The 25848-nt window shown below is 61.5% G+C and carries 21 protein-coding genes; 17 read left to right on the forward strand and 4 right to left on the reverse strand.

The features are described 5' to 3' along the window. Both alc and PHO31112_RS20740 read right to left on the reverse strand, forming a co-directional pair. Nucleotides 1-871 (reverse strand): allantoicase (gene alc / locus PHO31112_RS20735; RefSeq protein WP_150622629.1); only part of this gene is annotated, 871 nt, incomplete at its 3' end. A gap of 86 nt (nt 872-957) precedes the next feature. Further along, nucleotides 958-2289, reverse strand: a complete 1332-nt coding sequence (locus tag PHO31112_RS20740) for a C4-dicarboxylate transporter DctA (protein ID WP_150622632.1) — start codon at nt 2287-2289, stop codon at nt 958-960. 370 nt (nt 2290-2659) lie between these two features. Here PHO31112_RS20740 and PHO31112_RS20745 point away from each other — a divergent pair, with 370 nt between their 5' ends. The 6 genes from PHO31112_RS20745 (at nt 2660) to PHO31112_RS20770 (ending at nt 10002) form a co-directional block, all read left to right on the forward strand. After that, nucleotides 2660-3421 (forward strand): FadR/GntR family transcriptional regulator, encoded by a 762-nt coding sequence (locus PHO31112_RS20745; protein WP_150622634.1) that lies wholly within the window; start codon nt 2660-2662, stop codon nt 3419-3421. Between the two features lie 194 nt (nt 3422-3615). Next, nucleotides 3616-4761, forward strand: coding sequence for a glutamine-hydrolyzing carbamoyl-phosphate synthase small subunit (gene carA, locus PHO31112_RS20750; protein WP_150622636.1), 1146 nt, complete (start codon nt 3616-3618; stop codon nt 4759-4761). Nucleotides 4762-4806: 45 nt separating this feature from the next. Continuing rightward, the gene (leuE, locus tag PHO31112_RS20755) at nt 4807-5475 is read left to right on the forward strand and encodes a leucine efflux protein LeuE (RefSeq protein WP_150622637.1); all 669 of its coding nucleotides are present in this window, start codon (nt 4807-4809) and stop codon (nt 5473-5475) included. A gap of 18 nt (nt 5476-5493) precedes the next feature. Beyond that, nucleotides 5494-8736, forward strand: coding sequence for a carbamoyl-phosphate synthase large subunit (gene carB, locus PHO31112_RS20760; protein ID WP_150622639.1), 3243 nt, complete (start codon nt 5494-5496; stop codon nt 8734-8736). Between the two features lie 290 nt (nt 8737-9026). Then, entirely contained in the window at nt 9027-9503 is a 477-nt protein-coding gene (gene greA, locus PHO31112_RS20765; RefSeq protein ID WP_039368936.1) for a transcription elongation factor GreA, read from the forward strand. Then, on the forward strand, nt 9487-10002 hold the full coding sequence (locus PHO31112_RS20770; protein ID WP_150622641.1) for a DUF4149 domain-containing protein: 516 nt from the start codon (nt 9487-9489) through the stop codon (nt 10000-10002). The genes greA and PHO31112_RS20770 overlap by 17 nt, the downstream gene beginning before the upstream one ends. 135 nt (nt 10003-10137) lie before the next feature. Here the strand turns inward: PHO31112_RS20770 and yhbY are convergent, their stop codons facing one another. Next, entirely contained in the window at nt 10138-10638 is a 501-nt protein-coding gene (gene yhbY / locus PHO31112_RS20775; protein WP_150622643.1) for a ribosome assembly RNA-binding protein YhbY, read from the reverse strand. A 139-nt stretch (nt 10639-10777) separates the two neighbouring features. Between yhbY and PHO31112_RS20780 the strand changes: the two genes are divergently transcribed. From PHO31112_RS20780 to phoR, 11 genes are all read left to right on the forward strand, one after another. Next, nucleotides 10778-11428 carry an RlmE family RNA methyltransferase gene (locus PHO31112_RS20780; RefSeq protein WP_010805272.1) on the forward strand — a complete coding sequence of 217 codons (651 nt, stop codon included), beginning with the start codon at nt 10778-10780 and terminating at the stop codon, nt 11426-11428. Nucleotides 11429-11547: 119 nt separating this feature from the next. After that, entirely contained in the window at nt 11548-13422 is a 1875-nt protein-coding gene (gene ftsH / locus PHO31112_RS20785; RefSeq protein ID WP_150622645.1) for an ATP-dependent zinc metalloprotease FtsH, read from the forward strand. Between the two features lie 329 nt (nt 13423-13751). After that, nucleotides 13752-14621 carry a dihydropteroate synthase gene (gene folP / locus PHO31112_RS20790; RefSeq protein ID WP_425495225.1) on the forward strand — a complete coding sequence of 290 codons (870 nt, stop codon included), beginning with the start codon at nt 13752-13754 and terminating at the stop codon, nt 14619-14621. 193 nt (nt 14622-14814) lie between these two features. Then, nucleotides 14815-16158 carry a phosphoglucosamine mutase gene (gene glmM, locus PHO31112_RS20795; RefSeq protein ID WP_150622647.1) on the forward strand — a complete coding sequence of 448 codons (1344 nt, stop codon included), beginning with the start codon at nt 14815-14817 and terminating at the stop codon, nt 16156-16158. A gap of 492 nt (nt 16159-16650) precedes the next feature. After that, nucleotides 16651-17685 (forward strand): phosphate ABC transporter substrate-binding protein PstS, encoded by a 1035-nt coding sequence (gene pstS / locus PHO31112_RS20800; protein WP_150622649.1) that lies wholly within the window; start codon nt 16651-16653, stop codon nt 17683-17685. A gap of 136 nt (nt 17686-17821) precedes the next feature. Further along, complete coding sequence (gene pstC, locus PHO31112_RS20805) at nt 17822-18796, forward strand: phosphate ABC transporter permease PstC (protein ID WP_150622651.1); 975 nt, start codon at nt 17822-17824, stop codon at nt 18794-18796. Further along, complete coding sequence (gene pstA, locus PHO31112_RS20810) at nt 18797-19693, forward strand: phosphate ABC transporter permease PstA (RefSeq protein WP_042112088.1); 897 nt, start codon at nt 18797-18799, stop codon at nt 19691-19693. A 60-nt stretch (nt 19694-19753) separates the two neighbouring features. Continuing rightward, nucleotides 19754-20536: a phosphate ABC transporter ATP-binding protein PstB gene (gene pstB, locus PHO31112_RS20815; protein ID WP_039368919.1), complete on the forward strand. Its 783-nt coding sequence runs from the start codon at nt 19754-19756 to the stop codon at nt 20534-20536. A 22-nt stretch (nt 20537-20558) separates the two neighbouring features. After that, nucleotides 20559-21266 carry a phosphate signaling complex protein PhoU gene (gene phoU, locus PHO31112_RS20820; protein WP_150622653.1) on the forward strand — a complete coding sequence of 236 codons (708 nt, stop codon included), beginning with the start codon at nt 20559-20561 and terminating at the stop codon, nt 21264-21266. Nucleotides 21267-21302: 36 nt separating this feature from the next. Then, the gene (gene phoB, locus PHO31112_RS20825; protein WP_010805263.1) at nt 21303-22004 is read left to right on the forward strand and encodes a phosphate regulon transcriptional regulator PhoB; all 702 of its coding nucleotides are present in this window, start codon (nt 21303-21305) and stop codon (nt 22002-22004) included. Between the two features lie 91 nt (nt 22005-22095). Then, the gene (gene phoR, locus PHO31112_RS20830; protein ID WP_150622655.1) at nt 22096-23436 is read left to right on the forward strand and encodes a phosphate regulon sensor histidine kinase PhoR; all 1341 of its coding nucleotides are present in this window, start codon (nt 22096-22098) and stop codon (nt 23434-23436) included. Nucleotides 23437-23613: 177 nt separating this feature from the next. Here the strand turns inward: phoR and ppk1 are convergent, their stop codons facing one another. Further along, on the reverse strand, nt 23614-25728 hold the full coding sequence (ppk1, locus tag PHO31112_RS20835) for a polyphosphate kinase 1 (protein ID WP_150622658.1): 2115 nt from the start codon (nt 25726-25728) through the stop codon (nt 23614-23616). Nucleotides 25729-25848: the final 120 nt, after the last annotated feature.

The raw sequence follows: 25848 nt of genomic DNA on the forward strand, positions 1-25848 counted from the left end.
GCAACAACACCGGCCAGAACATCGATTGCGTAATCAACGACTGCTCGGTGCCCCCCGTCACATACGCCGCCTGAATGGAGCAGCGATCCGGGAAGTTACCCTTGAAGTGCGCCGTGTCGACTTCGATCTTGCTAATCTCGCCCGGCTGCGCCAACGCAATGATCGCCCAGTCGTTGCCCGGCTCTCGACGCCGCCGCGTCTCCCACCCATCCCCCATGTTCACGCCACGGCCCGGCATCAGCAGGCTCGACGCCAACCCAAAGTGCTGGTTGTTCACCGCCACCACGTAACCACCGTTCTCCATCGCAATCAGGTCGATCAACTCATCACGCGAACGCCCCGCCCAATCGCTCTGCGGCAAGCCGTACAGGCGCAGTCGCGCCAGACCGCCGTCAGGGTACAGATTCACTCGCACATGGGTCGCCGCACGCTGATTGGCGATCGCGTGGTAGTGATGCGAGTTGCCCTGTAACGTACTCGAGGCGAGCAGCTCGAACCATTCGGCTGCCTCGCCCGGCGCACCATCCTGACTGTAGCAGCCCTCGAGCGACGCCGCCGGCGGAAAGTTGCCGGTGAAGTGGCTGGTGTCCAGATCGACGCCGAACAACACGCCCGGACGCGCGAGCTTGACCACGCACCAGTCGTACCCGTTCACGCGCTTGCGACGCGTCTCCCAACCATCCATCCACTTGCCGTTGTCATCGTATTTGCCGGGGATGAAAACGGCCGGCTCGGGATTGAGCATGCGCTCTTTGGCCGCGAAGAATTCGTCGCTGGCCTCCAATGCCTGCGCACCCAGGCGTGGATCGGCCAGATTGACGTAACGGCGCACGAATTCCGGTGCGTTCGGATCTTGCGGAACGAGGGCCATCTTGCTTTTCACTCCAGATAAAGGTGCCGACGTCTCGCGTCGGCAGAAAGTTCGTTCGATTTCATTCTCGGCTTACGCCGTGATGTTTATGGCGTCACCGCAGCATTGGTCGGGGCGCTGCCCTCTGCGTCGTCTTCCGACGACGCTGCAATCGGCTCGTAGGGCAGGGCGCCATCGAGCACTTTGTGCGCTCTCGCAAAGTCAACGTCTTTTTCCCATGCCGCTACAACGAGCGTCGCCACGCAGTTGCCCAGCAGGTTGGTAATGGCCCGCGCAATGCCAACGAACCAGTCGACCGGCAAGATCAGAACCAAGCCAATGACGGGAATCGCCGGGATGGCCGCGAGCGTCGCCGCCAGAATCACGATGGCCGACCCCGGAATGCCATGCGCTCCCTTGGACGTGAGCAACGATACGAGCACCACAAGGATCAGGTCGTGCATGGACAACGGTGTGTTGGTCGCCTGCGCAATGAAGATGACCGCAAGCGTCAGGTAGATGGAGAAGCCGTCGAGGTTGAAGGAATACCCCGTCGGCACGACCAGGCCCACCGTCGACTTCTTGATGCCCATCCACTCGAGCTTGCGCATGATCGCGGGCAGTACGGCGTCGGACGACGCCGTGCCCAGCACGATGGACAACTCTTCGCGGAAGTATTTGATGAACTTGAAGATGTTGAAGCCCGCTAGACGCAATACGCCCCCCAACACTACGGTGACGAAGACGAAACAACTCACGTAGAACACGAGCACTAACAAGCCCAGTTGCTTGAGCGACGACGCACCGTATTTGCCCGTGGTGAACGCCACCGCGCCCAATACGCCCAGCGGCGCAAGCCGGATGATGAATGCCATCACGCGGAAGAAGACATGACTCAGGTCTTCAATGAATCGAGCCACCGGACGGCCCCGCTCGCCAAGGGCCGCCAACGCACAGCCGAACATGACCGAGAAGACGAGGATCTGCAAAATGTCGCCCTTGGCAAAGGCGTCGGTAATGGTGTTGGGAATGATCTTCAACAAGAAGCCGGCGGTGTCTTTCAACCCCTTCGCATTCTCGGTGTACGCCGCCATCGCGCCCGGATCGAGACTGCGAATGTCGATGTTCATCCCCTCGCCCGGCCGTGTCACCCATGCCAGCACAGCACCGATGACCAACGCGAAGGTGGTGATGATCTCGAAGTACACGACCGCCTTGATTCCCACTCGGCCGACTTTGCGCAAATCACCCGCGCTCGCCATGCCACTCACAACCACACAGAAGACGATCGGTCCAATGACCATCTTGATCAGCTTCAGAAAGCCATCGCCCAACGGACGTAACGACTCTCCCAACTGCGGAAACCAAATGCCAAGCGCCACACCCACTATCAACGCAATGACAACTCGGCCAAACAACGAACGGAACAGCTTGGGCATGGTTTGTCTCCTCTGCCTGCGCAAATCACTCTCTAGGATTTCGCGATCTCTATGTCGGACGGACTGCTCTCGGGGGGGCTGATTTCTGTACCGCAACATCACCGTGGCGCGCTCGGCACCCGCTAACACCAGCAAGGCTTCTAAACAAGTCATACCGGTCTGACCAGTGGTGTTATGGGGAATATTAGAAAACCAATATAGTCCGGTCAAGACGCGGCTTCTGAGGGGATTCCCTATGGCGGGGCGATTCTCCACGGTCGCTTCGTCGAGCGCGGCGATATGCTCCGCGCAACGGCGGCCGGAGCGCGTGAGGAGATATTTGGCGTCGTACAATGCGCCATACGTATCCCCGCATTTTCTGTGAGGCCTCATGAAGCATTCGGCGCATGCCGTAACCGACGCCGCCGTCGCCACTATCCGCGAACGCATTGAACGTCAGGTCTATCCGGCCGGCGCTATGCTTCCTTCGCAGCGCCAACTCGCGGAGGAACTGGCCATCAGCCGCGCGTCGCTGCGCGAAGCCCTCTCGACGCTCGAAGCGCTCGGCATGGTGGCCATCCGCCCCGGTAAAGGTGTCTACGTGAACGACGCTTCTGCACGCAGGGGCGTTGCCTGGCGGTTCGCCGACCAGATCTCGCTCGCCGACACGTATCAACTACGCTATGCACTCGAAGGCTTCGCTGCCCGGCTCGCCGCCCATGCCGCCAGCGCCAGCGAAATTGAATGGCTCACAGACAACGTCGAAACGATGAAGGGGGCGCTAATTGACGGTGACGTCGACACCGCCGCGCAACTCGACTTCGCGTTTCACCTGCGCATCGTGGGACTCGCGGGGAACGCCGCCATTGCCGATATCCTGCGCGGCAGCACGGAAATCGTCATGGAAAGCCAACGTCTGCCGTTCTATCAACGCGAACTGGTGCTTTCCACCTATCATGAACATCTGGAGATCCTCGACGCCCTGCGACGCCGCGACGGCGCCGCCGCAGGGGCCGCAATGGAGCGCCATATCGTGCTGGCGGCCCAGCGGGCGGGCATTCATTTCCCTATCCCCTCTGCGTATTCGTCAGCCGGCGGTCTCACCCTCAGGGAGAACGCAGAGCGTACTGATGCGCCACACGTTCAGCTTTGAGATGAATGGGATTTGCGCTATACTTTGAAGGTTTTAGTCATTTAACCCTCACCCTAGCGCCTACCCGCCTGACATCTCGTCCGCAGCCCGAGCATCCGCTGTGCGCATATTCCGCGCAATTCCGGTGCCCGCGCTGATGTCATCGCGACGGACGATGGGGCTGGCAGCCGGGGTGAACCCTTCAGGAGTTTCCCGTGCTGCCGTCATTCCCACCCGCCATTCTCGCGCTCGCTGACGGCACGGTCTTTCGTGGGTACGCCATCGGCGCTGCCGGTCACACCATCGGTGAAGTTGTGTTCAACACGGCCATCACCGGCTATCAGGAAATCCTCACCGACCCCAGCTATGCGCGTCAGATCGTCACGCTGACGTATCCGCACATCGGCAACACGGGCGTCAACGGTGAAGACGTCGAAGCCACGAAAGTCCATGCCGCAGGCCTGATCATCAAGGATCTGCCGATCCTCGACTCGAATTTCCGAGCCAACAAGACGCTGTCGCAATACCTGAAGGATGAAGGCGTCGTTGCCATCTCCGGCATCGATACGCGCCGTCTGACCCGTATTCTGCGCGAGAAGGGCGCTCAGAACGGCTGCATCCTCGCAGGCGAAGAAGCCGATGAAGGCAAGGCCATCGCACTCGCCCAATCCTTCCCGGGACTCGCCGGTATGGACCTCGCCAAGGTCGTCTCGACCACGCAGAAGTATTCGTGGACGGAAACGGAATGGCGTCTGGGTGAAGGCTACGGTGAGCAGAAAGACCCGAAATTCCACGTGGTTGCCCTCGACTACGGCGTCAAACGCAACATTCTGCGCATGCTCGCCGAACGTGGCTGCAAGGTCACTGTGCTGCCCGCCCAAAGCTCGGCCGACGACGTGTTCGCCTTGAACCCGGACGGTGTGTTCCTCTCGAACGGCCCCGGCGACCCCGAGCCGTGCGATTACGCCATCGCCGCCACGAAGACGTTCCTCGAGCGCCGCATCCCGACCTTCGGTATCTGCCTCGGCCACCAGATCATGGGGCTGGCCGTCGGTGCCAAGACGCTCAAGATGAAGACCGGTCACCACGGCGCCAACCACCCGGTCAAGGATCTCGCGACCGGCCGTGTGGTAATCACCTCGCAAAACCACGGCTTTGCCGTGGACGCGAACAGCCTGCCGGCCAACGCGCGCGTCTCGCACGTCTCGCTGTTCGACGGCACGCTGCAAGGCTTCGAGTTGACGGATCGCCCGGCATTCTGCTTCCAGGGCCACCCGGAAGCCTCGCCGGGCCCGCATGACATCGGCTATCTGTTCGACCGCTTCGTGCAGTCGATGGTCGACGCCAAGCAGCCCGCGTAAGCACAGGCTCGACGAGACTCGGATAAAGATAAGGACGCGCGCATCATGCTCGGAAACTCGATCGGCATCGTCAACCTCTGGACCTATCTGGCCGGAGTGGTGGTGGTCATTCTGCTGCCGGGACCGAACTCGCTCTACGTGCTGTCGGTGGCAGCCCAGCGCGGTGTTCGTCACGGTTACGCAGGGGCGTGCGGCGTGTTCCTCGGCGACACCATCCTCATGACGCTGGCGGCCGCTGGCGTGGCGTCGCTGCTGCACACGCAGCCGGCGCTGTTCTTCGTGGTGAAGTACCTCGGTGCGGCCTACCTGTGCTGGATGGGCTTGAACATGCTGCGCGGCGCGCTCGCCTACGCGCGAGCCGCGCGGGCCAATGAGGGCGCAGCCGTTGTGGCGCCCAAGCCGGTGGATGCAGACCACCCGTTCAAGCGCGCACTGTTCATCAGCCTGCTGAACCCGAAGGCAATCCTGTTCTGCGTGTCGTTTTTCATCCAGTTCGTCGATCCGGGCTACGCCTACCCCGCCGTGTCGTTTGCGGTGCTGGGTGTGATCGTGCAGACCTGCAGTTTCCTGTATCTGAGCACGCTGATCCTGGCCGGTTACCGCCTGGCCGAGCACTTCCGGCAACGCCGCCGGTTGAGCGCCGGGGCAACCGGCGGCGTGGGCGCGCTGTTCGTCGGCTTCGGTGTGAAGCTCGCGACCGCGACGCTGAGTTAAATTTTTGTTGAGAACGTTATGCCAAAGCGCACAGACATCAAGAGCATCCTCATCATCGGTGCCGGCCCGATCATCATCGGTCAGGCATGCGAGTTCGATTATTCCGGCGCACAAGCCTGCAAGGCACTGCGCGAGGAAGGCTACAAGGTCATCCTGATCAACAGCAACCCTGCCACGATCATGACCGACCCGGACACGGCCGATGTGACCTACATCGAACCGATTACATGGGAAGTCGTCGAGCGCATCATCGCCAAGGAACGCCCGGATGCCATCCTGCCGACGATGGGGGGCCAGACCGCGCTCAATTGCGCGCTCGACCTGCATCGCCACGGCGTGCTCGACAAGTACAAGGTGGAACTGATCGGCGCATCGCCGGAAGCCATCGACAAAGCCGAAGACCGTCTGAAGTTCAAGGACGCGATGACCAAGATCGGTCTCGGTTCGGCCAAGTCGGGCATCGCCCACTCGATGGAAGACGCCCTCGCCGTGCAGGCCCAGATCACGGCTGAAATCGGCGGTAGCGGCTACCCGATGGTGATCCGCCCGTCGTTCACGCTCGGCGGCTCGGGCGGCGGCATTGCCTACAACCGTGAAGAATTCGAAGAGATCTGCAAGCGCGGCCTCGACCTCTCGCCCACGCGCGAATTGCTCATCGAAGAGTCGCTGTTGGGCTGGAAGGAATACGAGATGGAAGTCGTGCGCGATCGCGCCGATAATTGCATCATCGTTTGCTCGATCGAAAACCTCGACCCGATGGGGGTGCACACCGGTGATTCGATCACCGTCGCACCGGCCCAGACGCTGACCGACAAGGAATACCAACTGCTGCGCAACGCATCGCTGGCAGTGTTGCGCGAAATCGGCGTGGAGACGGGCGGCTCGAACGTCCAGTTCTCGATCAACCCGAAGGACGGCCGTATGGTCGTCATCGAAATGAACCCGCGTGTGTCGCGCTCGTCGGCCCTCGCCTCGAAGGCGACCGGCTTTCCGATCGCGAAGATCGCCGCCAAGCTGGCGATCGGCTACACGCTCGACGAACTGCGCAACGAGATCACCGGGGGAGCCACGCCGGCCTCGTTCGAGCCGACCATCGACTATGTCGTGACCAAGGTGCCGCGCTTCGCCTTCGAGAAATTCCGCGAAGCCGATGCCCGCCTGACGACGCAGATGAAGTCGGTCGGCGAAGTGATGGCCATGGGCCGCACGTTCCAGGAATCGTTCCAGAAGGCCATGCGCGGTCTGGAAGTCGGCGTGGATGGTCTGGACGAAAAGTCGACCGACCGCGACGAGATCGTTGCCGAAATCGGCGAGCCGGGCCCGGACCGTATCTGGTACGTGGGCGATGCGTTCCGCCTGGGGATGAGCCTCGACGAGGTGTACGCCGAGACGGCCATCGACCCATGGTTCCTCGCCCAGCTCGAAGCCATCGTCAAGAAGGAACAGGCTCTGGCAGGCCGCACACTGGAAAGCCTGACGACCGGCGAGCTGCGCTTCCTCAAGCAGAGCGGCTTCTCGGATCGCCGTCTGGCCAAGCTGCTCGGTACCGACCAGACCGCCGTGCGCCGCGCCCGTATCGCACAGAAGGTGCGCCCGGTCTATAAGCGTGTGGACACCTGCGCCGCAGAGTTCTCGACCAACACCGCCTATATGTACTCGACCTATGAGGAAGAGTGCGAAGCCCAGCCGACCAACAAGAAGAAGGTCATGGTGCTGGGTGGCGGCCCGAACCGTATCGGTCAGGGTATCGAGTTCGATTACTGCTGCGTGCACGCGGCCCTCGCGCTGCGTGACGACGGGTACGAGACGATCATGGTCAACTGCAACCCGGAAACGGTGTCGACAGACTACGACACGTCGGATCGTCTGTACTTCGAGCCTGTGACGCTGGAAGACGTGCTGGAAATCGTCGACCTCGAAAAGCCGGTCGGCGTGATCGTGCAATACGGTGGTCAGACCCCGCTCAAGCTCGCCCTCGATCTCGAAGCGAACGGTGTGCCCATCGTCGGCACCAGTCCCGACATGATCGACGCCGCCGAAGACCGCGAGCGCTTCCAGAAGCTGCTGCATGATCTCGGTCTGCGTCAGCCGCCGAACCGTACGGCCCGTGCCGAAGACCAGGCGCTGAAGCTTGCCGCCGAAATCGGGTATCCGCTGGTCGTGCGTCCGTCGTACGTGCTGGGTGGCCGTGCCATGGAAATCGTCCACGAACCGCGCGACCTCGAGCGCTACATGCGCGAAGCCGTCAAGGTGAGCAACGACAGCCCGGTGCTGCTCGACCGCTTCCTCGACGATGCCATCGAGTGCGACGTCGACTGCATCTCGGACGGCACGGATGTCTACATCGGCGGCGTGATGGAGCACATCGAACAGGCAGGCGTCCACTCGGGCGACTCGGCTTGTTCGCTGCCGCCTTACTCGCTGTCGGCCGAGACGATTGCCGAACTCAAGCGTCAGACAGCCGCGATGGCCCGTGCGCTCAATGTGGTGGGTCTGATGAACGTGCAGTTCGCGATTCAACAGGGCAACGGCGTCGACACGATCTATGTGCTGGAAGTGAACCCGCGCGCGTCGCGCACGGTGCCGTACGTCTCGAAGGCGACCGGCCGCCAACTGGCGAAGATCGCCGCTCGCGCAATGGTTGGCCAGTCGCTCAAGTCGCAAGGTGTGACGAGCGAAGTGACGCCGCCGTACTTCAGCGTCAAGGAAGCCGTGTTCCCGTTCGTGAAGTTCCCGGGCGTCGACCCGGTGCTTGGACCGGAAATGCGCTCGACGGGTGAGGTGATGGGGGTTGGCCGCACGTTCGGTGAGGCGCTCTTCAAGTCGCAACTGGCCGCTGGCTCGCGCCTGCCGGCCTCGGGCACGGTGCTGCTCACGGTCAAGGATGCCGACAAACCGCGTGCAGTCGAAGTCGCTCGCATGCTGCACGCGCTGGGCTACCCGATTGTGGCCACGCGCGGCACGGCGGCAGCGATCGAAGCGGCCGGCATCCCGGTGCGCGTGGTCAATAAGGTGAAGGACGGTCGTCCTCACATTGTCGACATGATCAAGAATGGCGAGATCGCGCTCGTGTTCACCACGGTGGACGAGACCCGCACGGCAATTGCCGATTCGCGCTCGATCCGTATGTCGGCACAAGCACACAAGGTCACGTATTACACGACGATCTCGGGTGCCCGTGCAGCCGTGGAAGGCCTGAAGTATCTGCAGAACCTCGAGGTGTACGATCTCCAGGGCCTGCACGCTTCGCTGCCGGCCTGAAAGTCCGCCGCCCGAGGCGGGTAAGCGGGGAATATGCCCGGGTGTGGTTCGCCACCCTGGGCGAAGTCTCAAAATGAGTGGCGCGCACGCCGGGGAACCGATCTCCGTCGGGGGCGCCCCAACGCTTCATCTGTGGCGGAATGCCGCGTGGCCAGCCCTCGGGTTGGCAGCGCCGGCAACTCTGCTACACTAACGCCACATAGGTGTCACAGCCGCGGTCAAGCGGCGTTCGCGAAAAGTGCGAATGCGGCTTTGCTGCGGCAATTTTTTTGTCTTTCGGAACAACGCGCATGAGTACCATTCCTCTGACCAAACGGGGCGCGGAGCTGCTCAAGGAAGAGCTGCACCGCCTGAAGTCCGTCGAACGTCCGAACGTGATCACTGCGATTGCTGAAGCCCGTGCGCAGGGTGATCTGTCGGAAAACGCGGAGTACGACGCCGCGAAGGAGAAACAGGGTTTTATCGAGGGGCGTATCGCCGATCTCGAATCGAAGCTCTCGGCGGCCCAAATCATCGATCCGTCGGCACTCGATGCCGAAGGTCGCGTGGTGTTTGCCGCCACGGTCGAACTCGAAGACCTCGAGAACGGCGGCACGGTGCAGTATCAGATCGTGGGCGACGATGAAGCCGATCTGGAGCACGGCAAGATTTCGGTGAGTTCGCCGATCGCGCGTGCGCTCATCGGTAAGTACGCAGGCGACGTAGCCGAAGTGCAGGCCCCGAGCGGGGTGCGTGAGTACGAGATCATCGATGTCCGCTACGTCTGACGTGACGTCAGCCGGCGGCGCGCCGCGGCTCGAACGGCTTTTCCGCCTGATCGCGACCGTCTGGTGCGGTAGTCAGTGGGCCATCGGCTATATCGTTGCGCCCACGCTCTTCGCCGTGCTGGAGTCTCGCACGGTGGCTGGCACGGTCGCGGGCCGGCTGTTTCACACGCAAGCCTGGCTGAGCCTGGTCTGCGGAGTGCTGCTGGTCTGGCTCGCAACGGCACTTATCGCCCGCACGAGCGATGCCCGCGCTGCGCGCTGCTATCGCAGCCTGCGCTGGCTGGCGGTGGCGATGATGGTCTGCGTGCTGGTCAGTTGGTTTGGCTTGCAGCCATTTATGGCGGATCTGCGTGCACAGGCGCAGGCGTCCGGTGTCGAGATCGGTCAGTCGCCCTTTGCTGCGCGCTTCGGCATGCTCCACGGCATTTCCAGTGGAATTTATTTGCTGCAAAGCCTGCTTGGTATCGCGCTGATCTGGCGTCAGCCGGTGCGCGGCTAAATGCCGCAGGGCGCGCGACGGCGTTAGCTTCACGGCTTGCCGCCCATCGCGACACCCAATAAAAAACGCGCCCGACGATGTTCGGGCGCGTCTTTTCGAGGGCTGGCGGAAAGTGCTTGATCCGCCACCGTCCGCTTAGTCGTTGCGCTGGCGCTTGACGCTGGTCTGGCGCTTTTTGGCGCGCTTGACGATACCACCAGCGGTCATGCGCTCGTTGCCTGCGACGGTGACTTTCTTGACTGTGGGGCGACGTCCGGCGTTGGTGCTGCTCTTGACGACCGTGACAGTACGCGGAGCACGGCCCTTGACCGTTGCGCCAGTGCCGCCAGTTCTGCCGCGAACCGGCACTTCCTTTTCGTCCGGCGTGGGGCGGTACAGGACAAGCAGCTTGCCGATGTGTTGCACCGGTGCTGCACCGAGTTGGTCGCAGATGGATTCGTAGATGGCCACGCGCGCGTCGCGTTCGTCGCCGAACACACGCACCTTGATCAGTTCGTGGGCCTTGAGGGCACCGTCGATTTCCTTGAGCACCGCCGGCGTCAAGCCGTCGGCGCCGATCAGAACGACAGGATTCAGCGCATGGGCGGCGGAGCGCAAGTCGGCGCGTTGCGCCGGGGTCAGGGTCAAAGCGGGCATAGAAGACAGACGAGACAAACGAGTTAGGATGCGCCCGCAAGCGGTGGCCGGAACGCCTGCAGCGATTGCTGGCTGGCTAACGGATTTTGGGCGCGCAAGGGCGTATTATCCTGCAAATTCGCAGCGTTTTTGAAGAATTATGGCAAAAAACCGTTTCAGCCACGCGTGGCTGCACGATCACATCAACGATCCCTACGTCAAAATGGCGCAGCGTGAAGGCTATCGGGCCCGCGCAGCGTACAAACTCAAAGAGATCGACGAGCAGGACAGGCTGATCAAGCCGGGCCAGGTCATTGTCGACCTCGGGTCGACCCCCGGTAGCTGGAGTCAGTACGCGCGCAACAAGCTCGCGGGTGGCAAGCGGGTCGAGGGGGGCATCGACGGCACCATCATCGCGCTGGATATTCTGCCGATGGAGCCGATTGCCGACGTCCACTTCCTGCAAGGCGACTTCCGCGAGGACAGCGTGCTCGAGCAGTTGGAAGAAATCGTGGCGGGACGCAAAGTTGACCTTGTAGTTTCCGATATGGCCCCCAACTTGTCCGGAGTGGCGTCGGCCGATGCGGCGCGAATCGAGCATTTGTGTGATCTCGCGCTGGATTTTGCTCAACGACACTTGAAACCGGAAGGGGCATTATTGGTCAAATGTTTTCACGGCAGCGGCTATAGTCAGATTGTCGAAAAGTTCAAACACCAGTTCAAAACGGTGGCGCCACGTAAGCCCAAGGCGTCACGGGACAAATCTTCCGAAACGTTCATTCTCGGTCGGGGTCTAAAAAATCCGGGTTGATGCCCGTCAAACCGGCGCACTGGCGCTATGGTGGCGGTAAAGAATCACTATGGCGGTGCGCCTGCGAGTGGATTAGAATGAATTCTTGGCGCGAAGCGATTTCATGAAGGAGCAACGCTTTGAACAATAATATGTTTTCCAAAGCGGCGGTGTGGTTAGTCATCGCGCTGGTCTTGTTTACTGTTTTTAAACAGTTCGACAAGCCGCACGTCCAGGAGGGTGTGACGTACTCCCAGTTCATGGACGATGCCAAGAACGGCAAGATCAAGAACGTGGTGGTGCAGGGGCGCAGCCTTCAGGTGACGCCTAGCGACGGCCAAAAATACACCATCGTGTCGCCCGGCGACATCTGGATGGTGGGCGATCTCATGAAGTACGGCGTTCAGGTCTCGGGTAAGGCCGACGACGAACCGAACGTGCTCATGTCCGCTCTCTATTACCTCGGACCCACGCTGCTGATCATCGGCTTCTGGTTCTACATGATGCGACAGATGCAGGGCGGGGGTAAGGGCGGTGCCTTCTCCTTCGGTAAATCCCGCGCGCGTCTCATCGATGAAAATGCCAATCCGGTCACCTTTGCCGATGTCGCCGGCTGCGACGAAGCCAAGTACGAAGTCGGCGAACTGGTCGACTTCCTGAAAGATCCTCAGAAATTCCAGAAGCTGGGCGGCCGTATTCCGCGCGGTGTGCTGCTTGTCGGCCCGCCGGGAACCGGTAAGACGTTGCTGGCGCGTGCTATCGCCGGCGAAGCCAAGGTGCCGTTCTTCAGCATCTCGGGCTCGGACTTCGTGGAAATGTTCGTCGGCGTCGGGGCTGCCCGTGTTCGCGACATGTTCGAAAACGCGAAGAAGCAATCGCCCTGTATCGTGTTCATCGACGAAATCGACGCGGTCGGCCGCCATCGCGGCGCCGGCATGGGCGGCGGTAACGACGAGCGTGAACAGACGCTGAACCAGATGCTCGTCGAGATGGACGGCTTCGAAGCCAACTCGGGTGTGATCGTGATCGCCGCGACCAACCGTTCGGACGTGCTCGACAAGGCGCTGCTGCGCCCGGGCCGTTTCGACCGTCAGGTCTACGTCGGTCTGCCGGACATCCGCGGCCGTGAGCAGATTCTGAAGGTGCACCTGCGCAAGGTGCCGATCTCCAACGACGTCGATGCATCGGTCATCGCACGCGGTACGCCGGGTATGTCGGGTGCGGATCTCGCGAACCTGGTGAACGAAGCTGCGTTGTTCGCGGCGCGCCGTAACAAGCGCATCGTCGAAATGCTCGACTTCGAAGACGCCAAGGACAAGATCTTCATGGGTCCGGAGCGCAAGTCGGCCGTGATGCGCGACGAGGAACGCCGTGCGACGGCGTATCACGAGTCGGGCCACGCAGTGGTGGCCATGCTGTTGCCGGAGGCCGATCCGGTGCACAAGGTGACGATCATCCCGCGTGGTTGGGCACTGGGCCTGACGATGCAGTTGCCGGAACACGACAAGTACTCGGAGTATCGCGACACGATGCTCACGCAGATCGCCATCCTGTTTGGTGGTCGTGCGGCAGAGGAAGTGTTCATCAACAAGATGTCGACAGGCGCTTCGAACGACTTCGAGCGCGCCACCAAGCTCGCACGCGACATGGTGACCCGCTACGGTATGTCGGATGCTCTGGGCCCGATGGTATATGTCGACACGGAGCAGGATTCGGTATTCGGCCGGATGTCGTCGAAGTCGGTGTCGGAAGCCACGCAGCAGAAGGTCGACGGCGAAGTTCGCCGCATTCTGGACGAGCAATATGCGTTGGCCAGGAAGCTGCTGGAAGACAACCGCGACAAGGTCGAAGCGATGACCCAAGCCCTGATGGAGTGGGAAACGATCGACGGCGAACAGATTGGCGACATCATGGACGGTCGTCCGCCGCGTCCTCCTAAGAGCGGTTCGACGAACGGTGGCGCGTCGGGTGGCAATCCGCCGCTCAAACCCAGCAACACCCCGGCGACCGTCTAAACGGACGCCCTGGCAGGCGAAAGTGCTGTCATTTCAGAAAGACCGGCTTCTCGCCGGTCTTTTTGCATTCTGGGGCAGTGTTGCCTGCGGCTGAGTGCGGCCATACACGGGACGTGGGTAAATTCGGTGTTACGGAGTGTTTCCACCGTCGATACGGCGGGCGATTCCGGTAACATTACGGCCATACGCCACGCTCGGTGCCCCCGGGCGGGCAGATCCGTTCTCCGCGAACGGGCCGCTATATGTCTTACTGAGCTAAGAGCTTCCGAATGTCCTCCGAGCCGTCGCAATCCATGCTTTCCTCCCCTCCTGGCGCAGATGACATCGTAGTGTCGGGTGAGGCATCTGACACCCCGATCAGGCCCGGCTCGCTGGCATTCGGGCCGCGATTCCGGCTCGACGCCCGCCGGGTTCACGTCATGGGCATCCTGAATGTGACACCGGACTCGTTCTCCGACGGTGGCAAGTTCGTCGCCCGCGACGCCGCGCTGCGCCATGCAGAGCAGTTGATCTCCGACGGTGCCGATATCCTCGACATCGGCGGTGAGTCGACCCGCCCAGGCGCCGAGGCGTTGCCGGAAGACGCCGAGCTCGAGCGTGTCGTGCCGATTGTCGAAGCGTTGCGCGACTGTGGCGTCCCGCTGTCGATCGATACTTACAAACCGGGTGTCATGCGAGCCGTACTGGCCGCCGGCGCGGACATGATCAACGATATCTGGGGATTCCAGCAGCCGGGCGCTATCGACGCGGTGCGCGACAGCGAAGCGGCGCTCTGCATCATGCACATGCTGCACGACCCCAAGACCATGCAGGATGCGCCGATCTACACCGATGTCGTGACCGAAGTCGCGGCCTTCCTCGACGGCCGGGTGGACACGTTGCTCTCGGCGGGTGTTGCGCCCACGCGCCTGTATTTGGACCCAGGATTCGGCTTCGGCAAGAATCTCGCTCATAATCTCGCCTTGCTCAAACACTTGCGGGTGCTGTCGCGCGACGGCCTCCCGTTGCTTGTCGGGATGTCGCGAAAACGGATGCTCGGGGAAATCACGGGGCGCCAGTCGCCGCAGGAGCGCCAGGTGGCAAGCGTTGCCGCCGCGATGTGCGCTGCGCAGCAAGGTGCCGCCATCGTACGTGTACACGACGTCGCCGAGACGATCGATGCCCTCAAGGTGTGGCAAGCCGTGCACGACGCCGAGTAAGGCTGGGGCGGGTTGCGTCGAACAGACCACGGCGAACCCGGCAAAATCGGGCGGGGACCGAGCGGGGACGCATGTCATGGAAAATGGCGGTGCGGTACCGCATCGTCCGATGACACGCGGTACAAAGAAAACGAAAGACGCGCGCGTACGGACCGTCAACCGGCGCGACGTATCAATAGGGAACGATGCAACGATGAAACGACGCTATTTTGGAACCGATGGAATTCGCGGCACGGTGGGTGAGAGTCCGATCACGCCGGATTTCGTGCTGCGGCTCGGTTACGCGGCTGGCCGCGCGCTTGCTGGGAGTCAGACGACGGGCCGCCCGACCGTATTGATCGGCAAAGACACGCGTGTGTCCGGTTATATGCTCGAAGCCGCCTTGGAAGCCGGATTCGCTGCTGCGGGCGTCGATACCATGCTGGCTGGCCCGATGCCTACGCCGGCGGTGGCGTACCTCACGCGAGCGTTGCGTCTGGCGGCGGGTGTGGTCATCAGTGCGTCGCACAATCCGTACCACGACAACGGCATCAAGTTCTTCTCGGCAGACGGCAACAAGCTCCCGGACCAGACAGAACTCGCGATCGAAGCCGAGCTAGACAATCCGATGACGTGCGTGCGCTCCGAGCAGCTTGGTAAGGCGCGTCGCCTGGATGACGCGGCGGGCCGCTACATCGAGTTCTGCAAGAGCACGTTCCCGAATGAATTCGACCTGCGGGGCATGAAGATCGTGGTCGACTGCGCCAACGGCGCGGCGTATCACATTGCCCCGCATGTGTTCCATGAGCTGGGCGCCGAAGTCATCGCGATCGGCAACCAGCCGAACGGCTTCAACATCAACCAGGATTGCGGCGCGACGGCACCCGATGCGCTCATGCGCGCCGTCCGGGCAAATCATGCAGATCTCGGCGTGGCGCTCGATGGCGATGCTGACCGCCTGCAGATCGTCGACGGGGCAGGGCGCCTCTATAACGGCGACGAACTCCTGTATTTGCTGGTCAAGGACCGTCTGGACAGCGGCGGCGTGCCGGGTGCTGTAGGCACGCTGATGACCAATATGGCGGTGGAAGTCGCGCTTAAAGAGCTGGGCGTGCCGTTCGTGCGCGCCAAGGTCGGTGACCGCTACGTGCTTGAGCAACTGTACAAGCATGGCTGGCAGATCGGCGCGGAAGGCTCCGGCCACATTCTGTGTCTGGACAAGCACACCACGGGCGACGGGATCATCTCGGCCCTGCAGGTGCTTGCAGCCATTCGCCGCGCGGACGACAAACCGCTGGCGAAATTGCTGGATGGTGTGCGTCTGTTCCCGCAACACATGATCAATGTACGCACGCCAGCCGGGTACGATTGGCAGAACGACAACCGTCTGGTCGCCGAGCGCGACGCCATCGAGGCCAAGCTGGGAGACACGGGGCGTGTGCTGATCCGCGCCTCGGGAACCGAGCCGGTGCTGCGCGTGATGGTCGAGGCGAGAGAGGATTCACAGGCCTCTTCCTTCGCCCAACAACTGGCAAACATCGTCAAAACGGCGGCATGATCGGTCTTTGACCTCAGCGGCCGCCACTACACGTGGCGGCCGGCAATCGCTTCTCCCGCACGCAGCGAACGACCTCTTGCCAGCGGCGTCCCCCCTTCTGGCGGATCGCTCAGATCAGTCGCATCGTTCGATCGCTAGTCATTAACTTCCCATCATGGCAATGTACTACGCTGAACGTTCACATTTGTGACAGCGCGCGCTACGCATTGTCAGACCAATTCCGACACTTCTCCGTCATTGTCACGAGGCTGACACGCGAGCCGAACACGCGTCTTGCACCCCCCAAAACGCTGAGGGGTCCTCCAAAACCCGCGCCAATCAACGATCTTGGGAAGTCCCCATGGAGCGGGGGAAGTGCATGCAATGTGACGATTCCGAGGCGGCTTTGTGACGCGCATATTGTGAGGTTTCGAAAATGACACATTACTGTCACATTCGGAACCTATTCTTCGAGTCATCCACACGCTGTACCACACCAACTCGGAGAAATCCATGAAGCTGATGAAGACTGCGATTGCCGGCCTGGCTGGCGTTCTGTTCGCCGCTGGCGCGATTGCGGGCGAGATTACCGGCGCAGGCAGCACGTTTGCTGCTCCGATCTACACCAAGTGGGCCGACGCATACCAAAAGTCGACCTCCAACAAGGTCAACTACCAAGGCATCGGTTCGTCGGGCGGCATCAAGCAAATTCAGGCCAAGACCGTCGATTTCGCCGGTTCGGACGCTCCGCTGACCGATGAAGAGTTGGCCAAGCAAGGCCTGTTCCAGTTCCCGACGGTTGTCGGCGGCATTGTGCCGGTCGTCAACGTGCCGGGTGTGAAGCCGGGCGAGTTGGTCCTGTCGGGCGAAGCGCTGGGCGACATCTACCTGGGCAAGATCAAGAAGTGGAACGATCCGGCCATCGCCAAGCTGAACCCGAAGGTCAAGCTGCCGGATACCGATATCGCCGTGGTTCGCCGCGCCGACGGTTCGGGCACGAGCTTCGTGTTCACGAACTATCTGTCGAAGGTCAACGCCGAATGGAAGAGCAAGGTCGGCGAAGGCACGACGGTCAACTGGCCGACGGGTACGGGGGGTAAGGGCAACGACGGCGTCGCTGCCTTCGTGCAACGTCTGCCGGGCGCTATCGGCTACGTTGAGTCGGCCTACGCCAAGCAGAACAAGCTGACGTACACGGCCCTGACGAACGCGGAAGGCAAGACGGTCGAGCCGACCGCCGAGACGTTTGCTGCCGCTGCCGCCAAGGCTGAGTGGTCGAAGACGTTCTACCAGATCCTGACCAACGAGAAGGGCGACAAGTCGTGGCCGATCGTGGCTGCCACCTTCGTGCTGGTGCACCAGAAGGCTGACGCCGGCAAGGAAGCGCAAAGCGCCGAAGTGCTCAAGTTCTTCGACTGGTCGTTCAAGAACGGCGTGAACACGGCCAAGGAGCTGGACTACATCCCGCTGCCGGAAGCGGTTCTGAAGCAGATCCGCGCTGGCTGGAAGGCGAAGGTTGCCGAGTCGGCCGCCAAGGCTGGCATCTAAAGCGCCTTGCAGGTACCGGGCAATGCACCGTTGTGTTGCCCGGCGCATCAAAACCGGCAATATCCGCGCCGCTTGTTCCGAAGCCCGAACTCCGATCTGGCAACGGCTGGCGGCGCGCTCACGCTGAGACGACATCATGGCAGAAGCCACCAGTTCCCTCGCAGCACCGGGTGCCCAGCGCGCTCCGTCTTCCGTAGGCGACTTTCTTTTCGCGATGCTGACTCGCGGCGCCGCTCTCGTCACGCTGCTTTTACTCGGTGGCATCATCGTGTCGCTGATCATCAGCGCACTGCCGTCGATTCAAAAGTTTGGCTTCGCCTTCCTGTGGACGAAGGACTGGGACCCTCCCGCAGAACAGTTCGGCGCGCTCGTGCCCATCTACGGCACGATCGTCACGTCCGTCATCGCTCTCATCATCGCCGTGCCGGTGAGCTTCGGCATCGCCCTGTTTTTGACTGAACTCTCGCCCGTGTGGCTGCGCCGCCCGCTCGGCACGGCCATCGAGCTGCTCGCCGCCATCCCGAGCATCGTCTACGGGATGTGGGGCCTGCTGGTCTTCGCCCCTATCTTCAGCCAGTACTTCCAGAAGCCGCTGCAAACGCTGCTCGGCAACGTGCCAGTGATCGGTGCGCTGTTCCAGGGCCCGCCGCTCGGCATCGGTATCCTGCCCGCCGGCGTGATTCTCGCGATCATGATCATTCCGTACATCGCCTCGGTCATGCGCGACGTGTTCGAAGTCACGCCTGTGCTGCTCAAGGAATCGGCCTACGGCATCGGTTGCACGACCTGGGAAGTGATGTGGCGCGTGGTGTTGCCCTTTACGAAGACGGGCGTCATTGGCGGCGTCATGCTGGGCCTGGGCCGCGCGCTCGGCGAGACCATGGCCGTTACCTTCGTGATCGGCAATACGAACCTGCTCGATAACGTTTCGCTGTATTCGCCGGGTAACAGCATTACCTCGGCACTTGCCAACGAATTCGCCGAAGCGGGCCCCGGCCTGCACACGTCGGCGTTGATGGAACTCGGTCTGATTCTCTTCTTCATCACCTTTGTGGTGCTGGCGCTGTCCAAGCTCATGCTGCTGCGCCTGGAAAAAGGCGAAGGTAAATAAATGACCCAACAAGCGCTCGAATTGGAAACGCCGGCTGTGAAGCCCACCGACGCCTTCACCCGCGTGCGGTTGCAGGCCTACCGCCGCCGCAAGAACATCTTTGCGATCGCGATGTCGCTCGCGGCGATGGCCTTCGGCCTGATCTGGCTGCTGTGGATTCTCTACACCACGCTCTCGCTGGGCATCGGCGGCTTGTCGTTGTCGCTGTTCACCGAAATGACACCGCCGCCGAACACGGCAGGCGGGGGCCTCGCCAACGCCATCGCGGGCAGTATCGTGATGGTCGGTGTGGCCACCCTGGTCGGCACGCCGCTGGGCATTCTGGCCGGCGTGTATCTGGCGGAGTACGGCCAGAAGTCGTGGCTCGCCAGCATCACGCGCTTCATCAACGACATTCTGCTCTCGGCCCCGTCGATCGTGATCGGTCTGTTCGTGTACGCGCTGGTCGTGGCGCAGATGGGGCACTTCTCGGCCTGGGCCGGCATCATCTCGCTCGCGTTGCTGCAGATCCCCATCGTGATCCGCACCACGGAGAACATGCTCAAGCTGGTGCCGAACAACCTGCGTGAAGCCGCATTCGCGCTGGGCACGCCGAAGTGGCGCATCATCGTCAAGATCACGTTGAAGGCGTCGATTGCCGGCATCGTGACGGGCGTGCTGCTGGCCGTGGCGCGTATCGCAGGCGAGACGGCTCCGCTGTTGTTCACGGCGCTCTCGAATCAGTTCTGGTCGATGAACCTGAACCAGCCGATGGCCAACCTGCCGGTCACGATTTTCAAATTTGCCATGAGCCCGTTTGCGGAGTGGCAGGCGCTTGCCTGGGCGGGTGTGTTCATCATCACCCTCGGGGTGTTGTTCCTGAACATTCTGGCGCGCACGCTGTTTGCCAAGAAGTAACTGGCAATGCGAGACGACACAACGCTACGACACGACGCAAACCTGACGGTTGAGACGAACATGACGAATCCGACGCAAGAAATCAAACTGCCCTCGAAGATTGAAGTCAAGAACCTGAACTTCTTCTACGACAAGTATCACGCGCTCAAGAACATCAACCTGCGCATTCCCGATCGCAAGGTCACGGCCTTCATCGGCCCGTCGGGTTGCGGCAAGTCGACGCTGCTGCGCACGTTCAACAAGATGTACGCCCTGTACCCTGAGCAACGCGCCGAGGGCGAGATCAACATGGACGGCGAAAACCTGCTGACCGCGAAGCAGGACATCGCGCTGTTGCGCGCGAAGGTCGGCATGGTGTTCCAGAAGCCGACGCCGTTCCCGATGTCGATCTACGACAACATCTCGTTCGGCGTGCGTCTGTTCGAAAAGCTCTCGCGCTCGGAAATGGACGACCGCGTGGAGTGGGCGCTGACCAAGGCGGCGCTGTGGAGCGAAGTCAAGGACAAGCTGCAACAGTCGGGCTACGGCCTGTCGGGCGGCCAGCAGCAGCGTCTGTGCATTGCGCGCGGCATCGCGATTCGCCCGGAAGTGCTCCTGCTCGACGAGCCGTGCTCGGCGCTCGACCCGATTTCCACGGGCCGCATCGAAGAACTGATTGCGGAACTCAAGGACGACTACACGGTGGTGATCGTCACGCACAACATGCAGCAGGCGGCACGTTGCTCGGACTACACGGCCTATATGTACCTGGGGGAGCTGATCGAATTCGGCGAGACCGAGAAGATTTTCATCAAGCCGGACCGCAAAGAGACCGAAGACTACATCACCGGCCGTTTCGGTTGATGCCCACGAGGAAACCCGCGACATGAACGATAAACACCTTTCCAGCCAGTTCGACTCCGACCTGAATCAGGTTTGCTCGCGCGTCCTTGAAATGGGCGGCCTGGTCGAATCGCAGATTGTGACGGCCATGCAGGGCCTCAATACGTTCGACCGCAGCCTGGTCGACGAAGTGATCTCCAACGAGCACCGTCTGAACACGATGGAAGTCGAGATCGACGAGGAGTGCAGCAAGATCATTGCCCGCCGTCAGCCGACCGCGCGCGATCTGCGCCTGTTGCTCTCGATCTCGAAGTCGATCGCCAACCTCGAGCGCGCCGGCGACGAGGCCGAGAAGATCGCCAAGTGCACGCGCCACCTGCTCGAAGACGGCTCGGCGCAAAGCGTGAACTTCGCCGAAATCAAGCTCTCGGGCGAAATGGCCGCACAGTTGCTGCGACGCACGCTGGACGCGTTTGCGCGTCTGGACATCGTGGCGGCTGCCGAGATCGTGCGCGACGATAAGGCCATCGACAATGAGTTCCGTGGCTTCGTGCGAAAATTGGTGACGTACATGATGGAGGATCCGCGCACCATCTCGGCTGGCCTGGATTTCCTGTTCATTGCCAAAGCCATCGAGCGTATCGGCGATCACGCCAAGAACATCGCTGAATTCATCATTTACATTGTCAAAGGCACTGACGTCCGACACATTTCGCGCGAAGATCTCCAGCGAAAAGTGCAGGGCGAATAAAAGGCCGGACATTATTGAAGGTTTGAGAGGGAACCGATGCCTAGCAGCATTCTGATCGTAGAAGACGAGCCGGCGATTTCCGAGCTGATCTCCGTTAATCTGCAACACGCGGGTCACTACCCGATCCGGGCGTACAACGCGGAGCAGGCGCTCACGCTGATCAGTGACGTCCTGCCGGATCTCGTGCTGCTTGACTGGATGCTGCCGGGCAAGTCGGGCGTGACGTTCGCGCGCGAACTGCGTGCGAACGAGCGCACCAAGCACGTGCCGATCATCATGCTCACCGCGCGTAGCGAAGAGCAGGACAAAGTGATGGGGCTCGAGATCGGTGCGGACGATTACGTCACCAAGCCGTTTTCGCCGAAGGAACTGATGGCGCGTATCAAGGCGGTGTTGCGCCGCCGTGCGCCGCAGCTGACCGAGGACGTGGTGAGCGTGAACGGCCTGAAGCTCGATCCGGCCACGCACCGTGTGACGAGCCATCAGTCGAGCGGTGACATCAAGCTGGATCTGGGGCCGACGGAATTCCGGCTGCTGCACTTCTTCATGACGCACCCGGAGCGCGTACACAGCCGCTCGCAGCTTCTCGACCAGGTATGGGGCGATCACGTGTTCGTGGAGGAACGCACGGTGGATGTGCACATCAAGCGTCTGCGCGCTGCGCTCAAGCCGGCGGGCCACGATGCTATGATCGAGACCGTACGCGGCAGCGGCTACCGTCTGACGAAGTCGGTCTGAGGCATTGCGCCTCGTCTTCGGCTGAGACCTGCCGTGCCAATGCCGCCGCTGCCCGATGGGCGGCGAGCGGCACTCCTCCTGTGCATCGTCTATGAATATCATCTGGGCCCGTGCGCTGGCGTTCCTGATCCTGCAAGCGGCCATTTCGGTGGCCGTCGGCTGGTTTTTGGGAGCAAGTGCAGGTTACGTCACCGCCATCGTTCTGCTGGTGACGCAGCTTTTCTTCAACGTCTATCATGCCCAGCGCCTCTGGCGTCTGCTCGACGCCCCGGTCTACGGCGAGGTGCCGAGCGCACTCGGGCTGTGGGGCGAAATCTACTATCGGCTGCACAAGCTGGCCAAACGCTGGCATAACCAGGTCAAGCAGGTGGAACAACAGCACGCGCGTTTCATTCAGGCGATCCAGGCATCGCCCAATGGCGTGATCATGCTCGACGAGCACAATCAGATCGAGTGGTGTAATGCGATTGCCGAGGTGCACTTCGGCATCGATGCCAAACGAGACCTGCGCCAGCAGATCACACACCTTCTGCGCACACCGGCTTTTTTGCACTACTTGTCTTCGGAGCGCTACGACGAGGCGCTGCTCATGCATCACATGGGCGAGAAGCGTAACAACGTGCTCTCGATGCAGGTGTTCCCGTACGGCGACAACCGCAAGCTCATCATCTCGCTCGACGTGACCGATCTCGAGCGCACCGACGCGATGCGCCGAGACTTCGTGGCCAACGTCTCGCACGAACTCAAGACGCCGCTTACGGTGCTCTCCGGGTTCCTTGAGACGGTCGGTGAGTTGCCGCTCTCGCCCGAAGAGATTCAGCGCTATGTCGAGATCATGCGTCAGCAGGCATCGCGTATGCAGAACATCGTGAACGATCTGCTCACGCTCGCCAAGCTCGAAGGCAGCGGCAAGCCGCCGTCGGACGACCGGATCGACATGGGCATGCAGATGCGATCGCTTCGAAGCGACGCCGAAGGGCTCTCGCAAGGGCAGCATGTGATCGAAGTGAGCGTAGCCGACGGGCTCGATCTGCGCGGTGCCGAAGGCGAGTTGCACAGCGCGTTCAGCAATCTCGTGAGCAACGCGGTGCGCTATACGCCCCAGGGTGGCAAGATCCAGATCGAGTGGGCAGCTACCGACGACGGCGGCGCTCGCTTCGTCGTCGTCGACTCCGGTCTGGGCATTCCGGCAGAACACATTCCCCGGCTCACCGAGCGCTTCTATCGCATCGACCGCAGCCGGTCGCGCGATACGGGGGGCACCGGCCTGGGCCTTGCGATCGTCAAGCATGTGCTGACGCGTCACCAGGCCGATCTGCGGGTGACGAGCGAGGAGGGGCGCGGCAGCACATTCGCGATCTACTTCCCGCCAACGCGGGTGGTGCATCGCGCACCGATCGAAGCGGCCCCCGGCGTGACCGTGAACGAGTAAGCGCACACGGCGGGTGCGAACTCCGGCAAGGCCAAAGGGTAGAAAGGGCGTTCGACTTCGCGGTCGGACGCTTTTTTGCTTGTGCCTCGGAAGCGTGGCGGCGGGGGGCGATCCGATGAAAAAAGGAGGGTTTTCGACCCCCTTTCCTTGTGGCAAACGACTTGTGCGACTGGCCGATCAGTTGCCGGTCTGCACGTGCTTCGCGACTTCCTGCATCAGTGCCAACTGGCTGTTGAAGGGCCGCTTGCCGGGTTTGCGGCGCACGTAGCTGCCGTCCGGACGCATCAGCCACGAGGCCGTATTGTCGCGCAAGTGAACCATCAGACCTTCACGAATCACGCGGGTCTTCAGGCGCTTGTCTCGCACCGGGAAGGCCACTTCCACGCGACGGAAGAAGTTGCGTTCCATCCAGTCGGCGCTGGAGAGCATGACTTGCTCGTCACCGTTCGCATAGAAGTAATAGATGCGATGGTGCTCGAGAAAGCGCCCGACAATCGAGCGGACGGTAATGTTCTCCGACAATCCCGGTACACCGGCGCGCAGCGAGCACACGCCGCGCACGATCAGATCGATTTTCACGCCGGCGCGCGACGCCTTGTACAGTTCGGCAATGATCGTCGGCTCAAGCAGCGCGTTCATTTTTGCGATGATGCGAGCCTTCTTGCCAGACACCGCCGCTTCTGTCTCTCGACGGATCGCCTCGAGCAGATGGGGGTGCATGGTGAATGGCGACTGCCATAGCCCGTGTAAGTGCGTCTGACGGCCAATCCCGGTCAACTGCTGGAACACGACGTGTACATCGGAGCACAGGGCTTCGTCGGCGGTCATCAGACCGAAGTCCGTGTATAGACGGGCGGTGCGCGGGTGATAGTTGCCCGTGCCGAGGTGGGCGTAACGCTTGAGGAACGTCTTCTTGCCCTGGCGGGTGCGGCGCACCACGAGGAGCATTTTCGCGTGGCACTTGTGGCCGACGACACCATAGACGACGTGTGCGCCGACCGCTTCGAGGCGGGCGGCCCAGTTAATGTTCGTCTGCTCGTCGAAGCGCGCGAGCAATTCCACCACAACCGTGACTTCCTTGCCGTTGCGCGCCGCTTCCATGAGGGCGTCCATCAGTGCGGATTCGTTACCGGTACGATAGATCGTCTGCTTGATCGCCACGACATCGGGGTCACGTGCGGCCTGCAACAGCAGTTCGAGCACGGGCTGGAAACTGTCGTAGGGGTGATGCAGCAGCAGATCGCCCTGGTCGATGAGATCGAAAATCACAGGCGAGGCGCTCATGCGCTTGGGCAGCGCGGGCACGAACGGTACGAACTTCAGGTCCGGGCGATCGACCATCTCGGGCAACGGCATGAGGCGCACGAGATTCACTGGGCCTTTCACACGATAGCAATCCGAGTCGGCCAGGCCGCACTCTGTCTGAAGGCGTCGCACGAGACGCGACGGGGTACCGGCATCGACTTCGAGGCGTACGGCATCGCCGAGGTGGCGGGCCGGGAGTTCGCCTTGCAGCGCGGTGCGCAGGTTGGTGATTTCGTCTTCGTCGACGAACAGATCGCTGTTACGTGTGACGCGGAACTGGTGGCAGCCTTTGGCCATGAGTCCCGGGAACAGTTCGCTGGCGAAGCGCAGCATGAGCGAGCTGAGCAGAACGAAGCTGTTGGGCAGAGGGGCGAGCGCCGGTGGCATGGGTACCAGACGGGGCAGGGCGCGCGGCGCCTGAACGATGGCGAGTTCGGCATCGCGGCCGAAGGCGTCCTTGCCTTCGAGTTCGACGGCGAAGTTCAGACTCTTGTTGAGTACGCGCGGGAACGGATGCGCCGGATCGAGTCCGATGGGGGTGAGCACCGGCACGAGTTCGCGCAGGAAGTAGTCGCGAGCCCATTCGACCTGCGCGTCGTTCCACTGGCCGGAGGGGTGAAAAGCAATGCCCTCGGCCTCCAGACGTGCCATCAGGCCGTCGAACATGGCGTATTGCTTTTCGACGAGCGCCTGTGCCCGGGCGCAGACTTGCGTGTAAACTTGCTGAAACGTCATGCCGTCGGGGGTGAGCATGCCCGGATTCTCGCGCATCTGTTCTTTTAGTCCGGCGACGCGGATTTCGAAGAACTCATCCATATTGCTGCTCACGATACAGACGAAGCGAAGACGTTCCAGTAGTGGCGTGGCCGGATCGGCCGCCTGGGCAAGGACACGTTCGTTAAATGCCAGGATGCCCAGCTCGCGGTTGAGCAGCGGGTATTTCATAGTAAACGTGCGGAAGACATGGGATTGGCGTGAATTCTTCATTCGTATTGTTACGGTTATATGACATTCACATTTGTCAACGACGTGTCATATTCGATTTGTAACTTATTCGTCATTTATTTGTCGAGTGCGCGTCATGCATTTGATGTGAGGCATTGCGCA

Source organism: Pandoraea horticolens, from assembly GCF_902459555.1.
In the GTDB taxonomy this organism is placed as follows: domain Bacteria; phylum Pseudomonadota; class Gammaproteobacteria; order Burkholderiales; family Burkholderiaceae; genus Pandoraea; species Pandoraea horticolens.

Bases quoted from the DNA above. Each gene is read 5' to 3' on its own strand.
- PHO31112_RS20740 (WP_150622632.1), bottom strand. From the start codon at position 2,289: ATGCCCAAGCTGTTCCGTTCGTTGTTTGGCCGAGTTGTCATTGCGTTG.
- PHO31112_RS20745 (WP_150622634.1), top strand. From the start codon at position 2,660: ATGAAGCATTCGGCGCATGCCGTAACCGACGCCGCCGTCGCCACTATC.
- leuE (WP_150622637.1), top strand. From the start codon at position 4,807: ATGCTCGGAAACTCGATCGGCATCGTCAACCTCTGGACCTATCTGGCC.
- carB (WP_150622639.1), top strand. From the start codon at position 5,494: ATGCCAAAGCGCACAGACATCAAGAGCATCCTCATCATCGGTGCCGGC.
- greA (WP_039368936.1), top strand. From the start codon at position 9,027: ATGAGTACCATTCCTCTGACCAAACGGGGCGCGGAGCTGCTCAAGGAA.
- PHO31112_RS20770 (WP_150622641.1), top strand. From the start codon at position 9,487: ATGTCCGCTACGTCTGACGTGACGTCAGCCGGCGGCGCGCCGCGGCTC.
- yhbY (WP_150622643.1), bottom strand. From the start codon at position 10,638: ATGCCCGCTTTGACCCTGACCCCGGCGCAACGCGCCGACTTGCGCTCC.
- PHO31112_RS20780 (WP_010805272.1), top strand. From the start codon at position 10,778: ATGGCAAAAAACCGTTTCAGCCACGCGTGGCTGCACGATCACATCAAC.
- glmM (WP_150622647.1), top strand. From the start codon at position 14,815: ATGAAACGACGCTATTTTGGAACCGATGGAATTCGCGGCACGGTGGGT.
- pstS (WP_150622649.1), top strand. From the start codon at position 16,651: ATGAAGCTGATGAAGACTGCGATTGCCGGCCTGGCTGGCGTTCTGTTC.
- pstC (WP_150622651.1), top strand. From the start codon at position 17,822: ATGGCAGAAGCCACCAGTTCCCTCGCAGCACCGGGTGCCCAGCGCGCT.
- pstA (WP_042112088.1), top strand. From the start codon at position 18,797: ATGACCCAACAAGCGCTCGAATTGGAAACGCCGGCTGTGAAGCCCACC.
- pstB (WP_039368919.1), top strand. From the start codon at position 19,754: ATGACGAATCCGACGCAAGAAATCAAACTGCCCTCGAAGATTGAAGTC.
- phoU (WP_150622653.1), top strand. From the start codon at position 20,559: ATGAACGATAAACACCTTTCCAGCCAGTTCGACTCCGACCTGAATCAG.
- phoB (WP_010805263.1), top strand. From the start codon at position 21,303: ATGCCTAGCAGCATTCTGATCGTAGAAGACGAGCCGGCGATTTCCGAG.
- phoR (WP_150622655.1), top strand. From the start codon at position 22,096: ATGAATATCATCTGGGCCCGTGCGCTGGCGTTCCTGATCCTGCAAGCG.
- ppk1 (WP_150622658.1), bottom strand. From the start codon at position 25,728: ATGAAGAATTCACGCCAATCCCATGTCTTCCGCACGTTTACTATGAAA.